Source organism: Eudoraea algarum, from assembly GCF_050589645.1.
GTDB lineage: Bacteria > Bacteroidota > Bacteroidia > Flavobacteriales > Flavobacteriaceae > JBNGOQ01.
On sequence record NZ_JBNGOQ010000005.1, the window covers coordinates 1 to 14369 of the forward strand.

At 46.4% G+C, this 14369-nt stretch carries 11 protein-coding genes and 1 pseudogene; 7 read left to right on the plus strand and 5 right to left on the minus strand.

All coding sequences use genetic code 11. From position 1 onward, the window contains the following. From ACRD67_RS18280 to ACRD67_RS18310, 7 genes and pseudogenes are all read left to right on the plus strand, one after another. Positions 1–1479: pseudogene (locus ACRD67_RS18280) on the plus strand (hypothetical protein); the annotation flags it as partial. Positions 1480–1509: 30 nt separating this feature from the next. Beyond that, positions 1510–3528, plus strand: coding sequence for an Ig-like domain-containing protein (locus tag ACRD67_RS18285; RefSeq protein ID WP_430968685.1), 2019 nt, complete (start codon positions 1510–1512; stop codon positions 3526–3528). 2 nt (positions 3529–3530) lie between these two features. Beyond that, a complete protein-coding gene (locus ACRD67_RS18290; RefSeq protein WP_430968686.1) occupies positions 3531–4499 on the plus strand; it encodes a PorP/SprF family type IX secretion system membrane protein in 969 nt (322 codons plus the stop codon). Positions 4500–4584: 85 nt separating this feature from the next. Further along, the gene (gene idi, locus ACRD67_RS18295; RefSeq protein WP_430968687.1) at positions 4585–5112 is read left to right on the plus strand and encodes an isopentenyl-diphosphate Delta-isomerase; all 528 of its coding nucleotides are present in this window, start codon (positions 4585–4587) and stop codon (positions 5110–5112) included. Beyond that, positions 5109–5516, plus strand: coding sequence for a 6-pyruvoyl trahydropterin synthase family protein (locus ACRD67_RS18300; protein WP_430968688.1), 408 nt, complete (start codon positions 5109–5111; stop codon positions 5514–5516). The genes idi and ACRD67_RS18300 overlap by 4 nt, the downstream gene beginning before the upstream one ends. A 39-nt stretch (positions 5517–5555) precedes the next feature. Then, positions 5556–6527 (plus strand): type I phosphomannose isomerase catalytic subunit, encoded by a 972-nt coding sequence (locus tag ACRD67_RS18305; protein ID WP_430968689.1) that lies wholly within the window; start codon positions 5556–5558, stop codon positions 6525–6527. 45 nt (positions 6528–6572) lie between these two features. Next, positions 6573–6842: a hypothetical protein gene (locus ACRD67_RS18310; RefSeq protein WP_430968690.1), complete on the plus strand. Its 270-nt coding sequence runs from the start codon at positions 6573–6575 to the stop codon at positions 6840–6842. 50 nt (positions 6843–6892) lie between these two features. On the opposite strand, the gene ACRD67_RS18315 is transcribed toward ACRD67_RS18310, so the two are convergent. The 5 genes from ACRD67_RS18315 to ACRD67_RS18335 form a co-directional block, all read right to left on the minus strand. Continuing rightward, positions 6893–7603 (minus strand): DUF4369 domain-containing protein, encoded by a 711-nt coding sequence (locus tag ACRD67_RS18315; protein WP_430968691.1) that lies wholly within the window; start codon positions 7601–7603, stop codon positions 6893–6895. A 44-nt stretch (positions 7604–7647) separates the two neighbouring features. Beyond that, positions 7648–8910, minus strand: coding sequence for a DUF819 family protein (locus ACRD67_RS18320; RefSeq protein WP_430968692.1), 1263 nt, complete (start codon positions 8908–8910; stop codon positions 7648–7650). A gap of 31 nt (positions 8911–8941) precedes the next feature. Then, positions 8942–9745, minus strand: coding sequence for a Cof-type HAD-IIB family hydrolase (locus ACRD67_RS18325; protein ID WP_430968693.1), 804 nt, complete (start codon positions 9743–9745; stop codon positions 8942–8944). A 2-nt stretch (positions 9746–9747) separates the two neighbouring features. Continuing rightward, on the minus strand, positions 9748–11940 hold the full coding sequence (locus ACRD67_RS18330; protein WP_430968694.1) for a DUF5916 domain-containing protein: 2193 nt from the start codon (positions 11938–11940) through the stop codon (positions 9748–9750). An 85-nt stretch (positions 11941–12025) separates the two neighbouring features. After that, the gene (locus ACRD67_RS18335; RefSeq protein ID WP_430968695.1) at positions 12026–14275 is read right to left on the minus strand and encodes a transglycosylase domain-containing protein; all 2250 of its coding nucleotides are present in this window, start codon (positions 14273–14275) and stop codon (positions 12026–12028) included. Positions 14276–14369: the final 94 nt, after the last annotated feature.

Sequence of the window (14369 nt, forward strand, 5' to 3'; positions counted from 1 at the left end):
GACGGTACCTTTACCTATACCAACGAGGACGGAACGGCGACCACCTTCGATGCAAGGCGTGCCACGGTAGTGGACAACGGCGACGGCACCTTCGATATCACGGACGACTCTGGGACCACAATAACGGTGGACACCAATAATACGGTGACCACTTTGGTGGACAACGGCAACGGCAGCTTTACCTACACCTCCGAGGACGGCACGATCACCACCTTTAACGAAACGACGAGTACCCTGGCCGATAACGGTGACGGGACCTTGACCTATACCAACGAGGACGGTACGGCGACCACTTTTGATGCAAGGCGTGCCACGGTGGTGGACAATGGCGACGGTACCTTTGATATCACGGACGACTCCGGCACCACAATAACGGTGGACACGAACAATACGGTGACCACCTTGGTGGACAACGGCGATGGCAGTTTCACTTACACCTCTGAGGACGGTACCATAACGACCTTTAACGAAACGACCTCGACCCTGGCCGACAACGGCGACGGGACCCTGACCTATACCAACGAGGATGGCACCGCCACCACTTTTGATGCCCGAAGGGCCACGGTAGTGGACAACGGCGATGGCACCTTTGATATCACGGATGATTCAGGCACCACGGTGACCGTGGATACCAACAATACGGTGACCACACTTGTGGACAACGGTAACGGTAGTTTTACCTATACCTCTGAGGACGGGACCATAACGACCTTTAACGAAACGACGAGTACCCTGGCCGACAACGGTGACGGGACCCTGACCTATACCAACGAGGACGGTACGGCGACCACCTTCGATGCCCGTAGGGCCACCGTGGTGGACAACGGCGACGGCACCTTCGACATCACGGACGATTCCGGCACCACAATAACGGTGGATACTAATGACACAGTGACCACTTTGGTGGACAATGGCGATGGCAGTTTTACCTATACCTCTGAGGACGGAACGATAACGACCTTTACAGAAACAACATCCACCTTGGCCGATAATGGCGATGGCACCTTTACTTATACTGATGAAAATGCGACAGGGACAACTTTTGCTGGAACGGACGACCAGACCGCTTCTGAAGTGAACTCGGATACTCCGGTCGATGTAGATGGTGATGCCACTACGGAAGCTACTGTAGAAGATGTAATTCAGGACATTGCTCCGATTACCTCAAAAGCGGCACGGATTTTCTATCCGCCGTCCATTGCTGTGGATGCATCTACCAACGGAACAGGATTTACAATTAATCTTTACACCCAGTATACGGCTCAATTTGGATCACCAACGGTAGCCAGTGCTGGCGCTCCGGCAGCGGTTCCGACCTATGCGGCCACAGAATTGTATTATTATGTAACCTATGCGGATCCCACGGTGTTTGATACGGGGACAATGAGCATAGATGCAAATGGTGTACTGACCTACGATATCATTGGTCAGCCTGCGGATTACAATTCCTTGATCAATGTAGTTTTTGTAGTAAAATAAGAGTAATAACCAGATACGCATCCTAGGGATTTGAAATCGACCGACATAAATAAACGTTTACTCATCAGCCTAGTACTTTTGGTGCTAGGTTGTACTGCATCAAATGCCCAGTTTTTGCTACAGGCCCCCAATGGTGGGGGAGAGAGCAATTACAGATGGTATGAGGCATCGGACACCAGCACAGTATTGTCTACAGATTTCTTCTACGAGGCCACTACGCCTGGTGTTTACTTTGCAACTTATGATGGTACCCTTTGCGGTTCCAATGCAACCGGTTATTTCATATTGACCAATTGTACGGCACCTGATAACCAGGTTACCCTGGATATTACGGCAAATGTAAGTGGTAGCGCCACGGTAAGTTGGGCACCGGTCTTATCGGGTGACCAATTGCGTCCTGTTGTTACCGCTACCCAAAGCGTAGTCCGATATACAGCAACCATTACCAAGGCTGGTAATTCAATAGCGCTACCAAATTTTACGGTGGTATGTTTGGACCAAGCAGCTACCTTGGTAGATGATGTGGTTACTGTTGATGAGGACCAATCGGTTGTAGTTCCTATCTATGCCAATGATTCGAACTTACCAACTACGGGTACCCTGACCACCACCAACCCACTCAACGGAACCGTCAATATAAACGATAATGGTACACCGAATGATCCCACAGATGACATTGTAACCTATATACCGGATCCAAATTACAATGGTCCCGATAGTTTTGATTACACAGTTTGTAATACCACGGGAGATTGTAGTACGGCAACAGTGACTGTGGATGTATTGCCTATTGTGGATGCCTTTGATGATGCCGTCGCGACCTTTGAGGACAGGCCTGTGGATATAGATATCCTAGCCAATGACAATGACTTACCTAGTGCTGGAACCTTAACCACAACAAGTCCGGCCAATGGAACTGTGCTTATCAATAATAATGGTACGGCATCAGACCCCTCCGATGACACGGTAACCTATACCCCGGATCCAGGCTTTGTTGGAAACGATACGTTTACCTATACCATTTGTGACAACCTAGGAAATTGTAGTACAGCTACGGTTACCGTAGTGGTCAATCCGATGGGGGCAGATTTGGATAATGATGATGATGGTATTTTAGACAGCTTTGAAGATCTTGATTTGGATGGCGATGGAGATCCATCGACCAACCCTACGGATTCCGATGCAGATGGCTTCCCGGATTACTTGGATATAGATAGTGACAATGATGGTATTCCTGATAATGTGGAGGCTCAGACCACTTCAGGGTATATCGCCCCGAGCGGCATAGATGCCGATGTGAACGGTTTGGACGATGCCTATGAAAATGGGGGCGGCCTAGGTCTGTTCCCTGTGGATACAGACGGTGATAGTCTACCGGATTATTTGGATGACGATAGTGATAACGACAACGTACCCGATTTTATCGAAGCACATGATGCGGACCATGATGGCATCGCGGATATCGTATTCATAGGTTCGGATAAGGACAACGATGGTCTTGATGATGGTTATGAGGGCAATATTGCCATCGATGTTGATGTCAACGACGAAATTGATGACCCCATCAATGATTTGCCCAATACCGATAGCGACAACGAATCCGATTACCGGGATACGGACGATGACGATGATGGTATTGAGACCATTGATGAGGACACGGACGGCGATGGCAACTATGCCAATGATGATGTTGACGGAAATGGCATTCCAAATTATTTGGATCCGGACCTTGTGGTTGCCGAAGATGAAGTGGAGGTCTTTAACGTAATCACCCCGAATGGGGATGGAATTCATGATGTGCTCAATATTCGCGGTTTAGAGAATTTCCCAAACAATACCATTAAGATATTCAACCGCTGGGGCGTGCTGGTCTATGTTACAAGGGCCTATAATACGCAAGGAAATGTCTTTGACGGCACTTCTGAAGGAAGGGCAACAGTTGATAAAGAGAATAAACTGCCCGTGGGTACCTATTTCTATATTCTGGAGTATGAAAATGCAGTAGGGGATATGGTATCACTAAACGGCTACATATATATAAATAGATAATAATGCCATTACGCCACCTACACAAGAAACCCCATAGAAACCGAGCTTTGCAGGTCGGTCTTCTGTTGCTTTTGTTGGCCGGTAGCCTTTACGGGCAGCAAGATGCCCAGTACACCCAATACATGTACAATACCGTAAGTGTAAATCCTGGTTATGCAGGGTCTAGGGGACATATCAGTATTGCCGGTCTACACCGTTCGCAATGGGTAGGCTTGGATGGAGCCCCAAAGACCCAGACCTTTAACATTCACTCACCCATAGGATATAGAGGTGCAGGTGCTGGATTATCGATTGTCAATGATCAAATAGGCCCTACTTCCGAAACCTATTTTGATGTGGATTTGTCCTATACCATACAAACCTCCCTGGATGCCCGTCTAAGCTTTGGTCTCAAAGCAAGTGCCCATTTATTGGATATTCGCTTTTCGGAGTTAAATCAGGACCTTACCAATCCCGGAGGTCCGGACCCCACTTTACAGCAAAATATTGATAATAGATTTTCTCCCAATATTGGTGCTGGGGTGTATTATCACACTGAAAAATTTTATGCCGGTCTGTCCGTTCCTAGATTTTTGGAGACCACGCATTTTGAGGAATCCTCCCTATCTACCGCCAAGGAACAAATGAACTTTTATTTTATTACAGGCTATGTCTTTGATGTTAACCCCTTTCTGAAATTTAAACCTACGGTATTGACCAAGATTGTACAGGGAGCGCCCTTGCAGTTAGACCTATCGGCCAACTTCATGTTTAACGAAAAATTTATTGTAGGAGCGGCCTATCGTTGGGATGCTGCAGTAAGTGGTTTGGCAGGTTTCAGGGTATCCAATGAATTTATGATCGGTATTGCCTATGATAGGGAAGTGACCGAATTGGGAAGCTCACTTTTCAATGATGGTTCCTTCGAGATTATCCTCAGATACGATTTTATCAAGACCCTGGGCAATCTAAAATCCCCACGTTTCTTCTAACGAACACGGAATTCGTTTATTTCCCGATTGATTTTTATGATGGACTTTACCCAAATGATAAAGGTAAAGGTCTTATTTTTGTAGCATGCAGGAAGAACGTGTAATATTGGTAAACCAAGATGACAAACAGTTGGGCACCATGCCCAAAATGGAGGCGCATGAAAAAGGGGTGCTTCACAGGGCTTTTTCGGTTTTTATTATGAACGATAGGGGCGAGACCATGTTACAACAGCGGGCCGCCCAAAAATATCACTCGCCTTTACTATGGACCAATACTTGTTGTAGCCATCAAAGGGAAGGGGAGAGCAACGTGGAAGCCGGTAAAAGGCGTTTGTTGGAAGAAATGGGCTTTAACACGGAGCTTACGGAACTTTTTTCCTTTATCTATAAGGCACCTTTTGATAACGGACTTACGGAACACGAACTGGACCACGTTATGGTGGGAAGCTATAAGGGAGATCCACAGATCAATCCAGACGAGGTGGCGGATTGGAAATGGATGAAACCCGAGACCATTAGGGAGGACATTTCCCAAAGACCGGATGCCTACACCGCCTGGTTCAAGATTATTTTCGATAAATTCTACAACCATCTTATGCAAGAAAAGCTATGAAGGTAAAAGTTAGCAGGAGGGCACATTTTAATGCAGCACATCGCTTATACAGACCCGATTGGAGTACGGAAAAAAACGATGCCACCTTCGGCAAGTGCAACAATCCCAATTTTCACGGCCATAATTATGAATTGGTGGTTAGCGTAACCGGTGAAATTGATGAGGCAACGGGTTATGTAATCGACATTAAGGACCTTAAGGATTTGATACGGTCCGAAGTGGAGTCGGCCTTTGATCATAAAAATCTTAATGTGGAAGTCCCTGAATTTCAAACCCTAAATCCCACGGCGGAAAATATAGCGGTGGTCATTTGGAATAAACTGAGGCCACACATCGATGCGCAGAAGGAACTTGAAGTAGTGCTCTACGAAACGCCAAGAAATTTTGTGACCTATTCGGGCTAAACATCCGGAACTATCGATAAACCCAAAAACAAGGCCCCTATGAGGAAACCCTATCCCTTAAAATTTACCCCTATCCTAAAAGAACGCCTATGGGGAGGAACCAAGTTGGGAGATGTTCTGGGAAAGTCCATTAGCAGTGATACTACCGGCGAGAGTTGGGAACTATCGGCCGTAGATGGCGATGTTTCGGTGATAAGCAATGGGGATTTATCGGGCACTTCCCTGCAGGAATTGATCCATCAATATCCGGAAGAGCTATTGGGAAAGGATGTTTTTCGTCGTTTTGGCAAGGATTTCCCCATTCTCATAAAGTTTATCGATGCCAAGCGGGACCTTTCCATACAATTGCACCCCAATGACGCTTTGGCCAAAGAACGGCACAACTCCTTTGGTAAGACCGAAATGTGGTATGTCATGGATGCGGATAAAGGGGCCAACCTTATTGTTGGATTTAACCGGGATGTGGACAAAGCGGAGTACGTTCAGAGTTTGGAGGAGAATACCCTGCTGGAACTATTAAACTACGAACCGGTCCAGGAAGGGGACACCTTTTTTATCAATACGGGAAAGATACATGCTATTGGTGCGGGCGTACTGTTGGCAGAAATTCAGCAAACCTCTGATATTACCTACCGTGTATTTGACTTTAACAGGAAGGGTAAGGACGGAAAGCTGCGTGAGCTGCATACGGACCAAGCACTGGATGCCATAGATTATGCGCGAAAAGATGACTTTAGGGTAGCCTATCCCACGACGACCAACAGGATCAACCCTATGGTGGCGTGCCCGTACTTTAACACCACGTATTTGGAGCTTACCAAAGATTTGGAGCAGGATTTTTCAACACGCGACTCCTTTACTATATACATGTGCGTTGGCGGTTCGGTTTGGATTGAAAACGAAGGCGGCAAGGCACAGATCCAGAAAGGTGAGACCGTTTTACTGCCAGCGAGCAGTCAAAGGGTCCTTCTCCGGACCACTGGGGCAAAACTTTTAGAAGTTACCCTGTAAGGTTTTTACGGCCAAAACCGTACTTTTGTAAAAAAAATATTTAGAATGGCAAGTATAAGGGATTTAAAGAAAGACATCAATTACGTTTTAGGCGATATCATAGAGGCCGTATATCTGGCGGAAGCCGCGAATGACAAGCAAGATTCAAAAGAAGGCAGTGCTATAATAGACAGCGCTATCACCACTTTTGACGAGTTGATCGCGAAGGTGAACCAGAAGGACGTGGAAAACAGGAAGAAACACCTTGATGGCGTTCGGGCCGAATTGGAAAAAAAGGCCAATGGGCTAATAGAAAAATTGAATAAAATGGCCTAGACCTGGCCATGGAACAGCTTTGGGAAACATCCGCTTTTGGCGGATGTTTTTTATTTGTCCGAAGCGGAAATTTCTTTCAGATAATCGCCCAAGGCAAGACCGTATTTGGAATTGGACACTTCGGGGGTCAATGCGTTATAGATAGAGTCCAAATATTTGGGATTGGCATCCGATACCTCATAGAGCGCAATATAGGGAGCAATCTCGGAGTCGGTATTGTTCAGCGCAAAATTGAGCGCAAAGGCATAGCCCAAGCGCGTATTTCTTATACTCAATCTTTCCAGGGAGTCCATCACTAATGAATCTTTTTGTAGTTCCGGATCATAGGCCGCTTGAACAACTTCCAGATTCCTGGTATTGTAGCGGGACATGGTTTTTTTGTATTCCTCAAACTTTTTATGGGTCTTGGAGCCGCTTATTGTAGCGTTGGCATCAAAGGTATTCCAAGCCGTATTGATGGTAATGACCCCCGGTTCCCCAAAAAAACGGATTCGGTCGTTGATATCGTTGTTATCCTCTTTAGCGAGATAGAGATAAAAGATTTCAGGGCTTTCCACTTCGGTCTTAAAGGTAAAATTTCCATCTCCTGCTATTTGTAAGGAATCGATGCCCATTAATAGTGTGTCCTGTATTTTTTGAAGGTAAAGCGTTCCCTTTTTTAGCCCTTTTACATTTCCGGTGACGGTCATGGTGTTTTCGGTATCCCCACTGCAAGATACGATTAGGGTGCTTAGAACGATTAGCGACAGAAGCTTCTTCATGATATAAATTTAGCGCACAAATATCATCAAAGTTGGGAAGAAAACTAAACTTTTGATGCGATTTCCATCAAATAGGCGCAAAGTAGGGCGCCCCCGGTACCTACTACATAACCCAGAACGGCCAACAGCACGCCAACCGAGGTCAGGGAGCTGTGAAATTCTGCAGCTACCACTGGAGCGGAAGCAGCTCCACCTACATTGGCCTGGCTCCCTACGGCCAAGAAAAAGTAAGGCGCTTTGATTAGTTTAGCTACCAAGATCAACAATCCGGCATGGATAGAGATCCAGATAAGACCAAGAACCAGTAGTCCAGGGTTTTCCAGTACCCGGCTAAGGTCCATTTTCATGCCAATAGTAGCAACAAGGATATAAATGAACATCCCTCCGATCTTACTGGCACCGGCTCCCTCGTAATTTTTTGCCTTGGTAAAGGACAACAGTACGCCTATAAAAGTAGCAATGACCACCATCCAGAAAAAATTCCCGCCAAGAAAGGAAAGGAAACTTTTGGGATTACTGATGGTCTCTGAGCTCTGCACCAAAAACTTGCTGAGGTGGCCCCCAAAAAAATGTGCGATGCCTACCGCCGTAAACGCAAGGAAAAGCATCATTAAATAATCGTTCAGTGTCGGGACCCGGGTAATCCTTTTGGTGAATTCCGTGACCTTTTCCTTCAGGCTTTCAATAGCCGAGGCATCGGCCTTTAACCAACGGTCTATCCGTTTTGTCTTGCCCACGCCCAAAAGCAGTATGGCCATCCAAATATTGGCCCCAACCACATCGACCAGTATCATTTCGCCATACCTATCCGGATTGAACTTAAAAATCTCGAACATGGCCGCTTGGTTGGCGCCACCGCCGATCCAACTGCCTGCAATGGTCGATAGCCCCCTCCATATGGCATCAAAATCGTTGCCTCCAACTGTCTCTGGTGAAAAGATGGATACGATCAAAATGGCTATGGGCCCTCCGATGATAATCCCGAGACTTCCCGTAAGGAACATAATCAGCGCCTTGGAACCCAAATTGGCAATGGCCTTTAAGTCGATGCTCAAGGTCATCAACACCAGCGCTGCAGGAAGCAGGTACCTGCTGGCCATAAAATATAGGTTGGAGGTCTCGTCGGAGACCACGCCCACACTTGCCATAACGCCGGGCAAGAGGTAGCACATCAGTATTGCCGGTACAAAGGAGTAGAATTTTTTCCAGAACCCTTGTTTTCTGGAAGAAGTGTAAAAAATAAAGCCAAGGCAAAGGGTAAGTAGTCCAAAGACAACAGTGTCGTCCGTTATTAAGGGTTGGTTCATAGGTGTCACATTGTGTACTTCCCAAATATAATCAAATATTGATATGTTGTTCGATAAAGTGGGCTACACCGTGTTCCGAATTCTCCAGGGTAATATGGTCTGCGATGCGCTTTACCTCTTCACGTGCGTTGCCCACGGCCACCCCGCATCCTACATGTTGCAACATTTCGATGTCATTGTAGTTGTCCCCAAAGGCGATGACCTCTTCCAAGCTATGGCCACCCGCCATGACCGCACGTATAGCGGAGAGCTTGGAAACGGTTTTTGGGCTTATTTCAATGAGGGTGTCATTGGAACGATAGGGCTGCACTACAGTGCCCAAGTATTCCTGGAGTTCCAGGAAGATGCTATCAATGGTATCTTGGGTCCCCATGAGCATCAGTTTGTGCGCCCCAATATTGCGTTGTCCCCAATCTTCCAGGGTGTCCGGCGTAGGTCTAAAAACGGGAGTGGCCTGGGTATGATGGATTTCCTTCCGTACGCGGGTCGTGTTATCTTCCACATACCACTCATTACTACGGTAAAGTCCAAGGCCGATACCGCGTTTTTCAGCCATCCGGTAAATTTCCGAAACATCGGACAGGGGTATTTCGGTCGATGTGAGTTCCTTGCCGTCTTCCCAAATCAACGCACCGTTGTAACAGATCAGGGGTTCGTGTTCGATTCCCATTCTTCTTTGTAAGTAGGTCATAGATCGTGGCATTCGGGCAGATACCAAAAGTATCCTCATGGCGTGCTTGATCCTGGAAATCTGGGAAACCGTAAAATCCGAGACATCATTTTTCGTGCTCAGCAGTGTACCGTCAAGATCGGAACATAAAACTTTATACCGCATCCTTAAATGTTTAACCAATAGGTAAGCTTAAGATTAATGGAACGGAACCTGGGGGAAAAACTGTTTACAAAATAGTTGTCGTTATAGACCAGGAACAGATCGGAAAGGGGCGCAAAACGCCATTGCAATCGGGAATTTACCCCTAAATTGTCCCGTTGATTGCTGTATTGGATCAAGGTAGACCAAAAAAGGGATTTACTAAAGGTTATATCAAATCGCGGACTTATTAGCCAAAGCTCGGCACTTGGAAAGGGGTCCGGTAAATCTATTCTATCATAATTTAGATTGAGCGTGGCAAAAAAATTGGGTTGTACACGCAGGGACATTCCGGCCTCGACCGAATAAATTTTCCCATTAAAGAAGTCCCCAAAGGAAGGTTCTATCCTATAGGAGAAAATTTTTCTCCGGTCAGAGTTGTACTCCAAGGAGAAATTGGTGTAATAGTACCCTTGGTCCCCGGGAAGCTCCAAGGCCCCATCGGTATCGGTAGGGTCAAAACTCTCCAGTAAGAAGGTAAATCGGTTTTGCATCTCCACTTCCAGTTCTGCCTGGTTCTTGAACTGAACATTCCATGAGCTCATTAGATTGTAGTCCGTGTTCTTCAGATCTCTTTCGGGGCTCCAGGTCACTATGGGGAAGAATTCGAAGCTGTGGCTGTTGATGTTTCCGCGTTTGGGCCAAAAAACACGCTCTATGCCCAGGACACCCTTTAAAATATCGTTCCTTCTGATAAAACCCAGATCCGACCTAAAGTCGTCCTCTACCAGGACCCAGTCCGTAAAAACATTGTAGTTTCTAGTATTGTACTGGAGGTTTGCCCCAAGGGAAAGATCGTTGCCACTGCTGTTGGGCTGAAAGGACTTGTGGCCGTAAAACCTTCCTACCCAGGTGTTGTCTGCAGAGGCCAGGTTGTAATCCATCCCCACAACCCGATTGTAACGATCCTCCTCGGCAACAAAATCATAATCCTTAAACGACTGTCTGTTGATAAAAAAGAAGCCGATATTAGATCGGGCAAACACCCTTTTCTGCAAGGCCAACATGGCGTTGTTGTTCGAGGGGATTTCGTTTGCCAGGTCTTCCTCGGTCTGGACGTTCAAAAAGCCCAACCGCCAATTCTGATTCAGTTTGCCGCTGAGGCGTACGCCCGCTAGAATACGGTTTTCAATGGAATTGTCAGCCGTATCCGTGGCAATTCCGATACGCCTGGAGAAGAAGGGGTTGGCATCCCTACCGCCCCCAAAGCTGGAAAAGAGGTCACTGTTATCTATAAAAAACTGCCGGCGTTCCGGAAGGGATATTTCAAAACGCGTCAGGTTCGTGAAAATATTGTCCACCTCCACATTCGAAAAATCCGGGTTTACGGTAATATCCAGATTTAGCCCATTTCCAATCGAAATTTTGGCATCGCCCCCCACTTTAAAATCCGTTTGATCATCGTCGGTTTCAAAATCCTTTTGGGCTATGGTATTGATATAGGGTATTATGGCCAAGGGCGTTCTCGATTTTCCCAAGGGTCTTTCGAACACCATGTCGCCCATAAAGGCCAAACTAAAAATAAGTTGGTTCCTGGGGATGTTTATCCAGGTGCTCTGCTCGTTGGACTGTGTATCGAAGCGATAACTATTGAAACGCCATTTGGTCTCTCCTTCCCTGAATTTAAAGGAGGTCAGCGGGATGACCATTTCCGAAGTGTAGTACGTATCATAGATTTTTGAATCCCCTTTCCACTTTACGTCCCAAGTGGTATTAAAACCACCGGTGCCTCCACCACCCCCTGAAATTAGTCCTTCTCTCCGTACACCTAAAGGATTGGTGCCGAACATAAAAGCAGTGGTGCCATCGTTAAAGGTGTCAAAAAGCAAGGTGATGTTATCACTATTGCCTGCCCTGAAATCCCTTCTGAGCGACTCGATAGCATAGTTTTTACCGTCCGCATAGACGGTTATCCCGATATAAAGGTTTTTATCATCGTACAACATTTTGATATCGGTCTGTTGCCGTGCCTGAATGGAATCTAGCGGAAAGTACTCCCAAAAATCAGCAGCACTTTCAGCAGTTGCCCAGATAGGCTCGTCCAATACACCATCCGGGGAAATGGGCTCGGAAATATGTTTTACCGTAAATTTTTTGTTTTGTCCTAAGGCGAAGCTCGCCACCAATAAAATAGTAAAGAGGGAAGATATACTCTTCATCAAGTTGGGATTAGTCGGTCAAATTTAAGGGAATATGTCGTTAAAAAAATCCCAAAATTTAGCCAATATATCCACTGGAACCGCCTTATGGAGCGGTATTTTTGAATTTTTTCTTTCGTTTCTTTTTCGGATTTTTGAAGAGGCGCTTAAAAAAACCATCGCGCTTTATCGGCTTACAGTCCAATTTTTCAAGTACGGAGGATGGGGGTGTTTCGAATTTGGCCTTGGTTATCGGGTCAAAATAACGATCCTTGTTCATTTTTTGCAAAAACAGAGCAAATATGGGAAGTGCGGCGTTGGCGCCCTGGCCAAGGGCGGTACTTTTAAATCCGATCTCATGGTGATCGGAACCTACCCAGGTGATATGAACCAGCTTGGGGGTGATGCCTACAAACCAGGCATCCTTGTTGTTTTGGGTGGTACCGGTCTTTCCGGCAATGGCGTTCCTTAAGCCGTATTTTGAACGTATTCTAACGGCAGTACCTTGGTCCACAGTTGCTTTCATCATCTCCAACATGAGCATTCTGTTTTCCTCGGAGAAAGCGCTTTTTTCGCTGAGCTTCGGTTCGAAGGTGGCCAAGATCGAGTCCTTTTCATCAGTTATCCCAGTGATAAGCATGGGTGTTACAGGAACGCCATGGTTCACATAGCTGGCGTAGGCGCCGGCCAGTTCTTTAATTGTGATTTCGCCCGTACCAAGGGCCAAAGAGGGCTGCTCTGGAAGTGGGGTACGGATTCCCATCCGTTGTGCCTGGTCGAGGACGGCGGGAATTCCCGTTTTCTCCATTACCTTCACGGCGACAGTGTTAACGGAATTGCTTAGGGCTTCCTGCATGGAATAGTTGAGATAGGTCTCGTCCTTGTCGTCCGAATTGCCGGGAGACCAACCCTCCATATTCTTATACTCCACTTGTTGCGCGGAGAAATAGGTGCAGGGACTTATTCCCTGCTCCAGGGCGGCGGTATAGAGAATGGGCTTAAAGGTAGAACCCACCTGTCTCTTACTCTGTGAAATGTGGTCGTACTTGAAATGTTTAAAATTGATGCCCCCGATCCAGGTTTTTACTGCCCCTGTCTTTGGGTCCAATCCCAAAGAACCCATATTCAGGAACTTCATATAATGGGCAATACTATCCAAGGTACTGGCCTGCACTGTTTTTTTTTCCTTCCATTCTGAAAGCACCATGGTTTTCTTCAGGTGAAGAGAATCCCAGGCTTGTTTATGACTCAGTCCATCTTGGATCATCCTTTTGTAGGGAGCCGAATTCCGTACCGTCTTTTCGATCAATCGGGTGTTGGCGATCCAGGGAGCGGAGGACCCGAAGCTTTTTTCAAAGCTCTTTTGGAGGGATTTCATATGCACTTCCATAGCACCTTCGGCAAGGAGTTGCATCCGGTGATCCAGAGTGGTATAGATCCTCAACCCGGAGGTATAGATATTGTAATTTTCACCATTTTCATTCTGCTGCTTGCACCATTGTACCAGCTGTTTCCTAACTTCTTCCCTAAAATAGGGCGCCAAACCGGCATGGTAGTCGAAAGTGCGATAGTTGAGTACCAGCGGGAGTTGATTTAGGCTGTCCTTTTGTTTTTCGGAAAGGAACCCTGCAGAGTACATGGATTGTATTACCAGGTTTCGACGGTTTTGGCTGGCCTCTGGAAAGATGCGCGGATTATAACCATAAGTAGCCTTAAGCATTCCTACCAGTACGGCAGCCTCTTCAATGGTAAGTTGTGCTGCGCGCTTATTGAAAAATTTAAGGGAGGCACTTTCTATACCAAAGGTGTTGTCCCCAAAGGAAACGGTGTTCAGGTACAGATTTATGATTTCTTTTTTGTCGTACCCATCTTCCAATCGGGAGGCGATGATCATTTCCTTTATTTTATCCACAACGAGATTGGACTTTTCCCTGTCCCGACGGGGATACATGTTTTTGGCCAATTGCTGTGTCAGGGTGCTACCCCCACCCGAAGACCTGTCTTGCAAGAGCAAGGTCCTGAAAAACACCCGAAAAAGACTTTTGTAGTCTACCCCTGAATGTTCGTAAAAGCGCTTGTCCTCTATGGCAATCAGGGCATCGACCAAATGTTTTGGAAACGCTTCGTAGGGAATGGGTTGGCGGTCAAACAAATAATATTTCCCGATCAACACACTGTCGGCCGTGTATACCTCAGAAGCCTTTTGATATCTAAAATCGGACAGTTCTTCCCCATTGGGCAGTTTGCCCCAGGCGCCCAGATAGATACTCAGAAAAAACAGCACAGCTGCCGTTCCCACGACCAATAGGGCCCTAAATGCATATTTTAGGTACAAGGACCTATTTTTTTTAAACATGATATGCAGTTACTTGCGAACGCAATATCCAAATTAAAAACAAAAACATGGCATTCCTTAACAATAGATTAAAGTACGTTTTTCTACTTTTGAA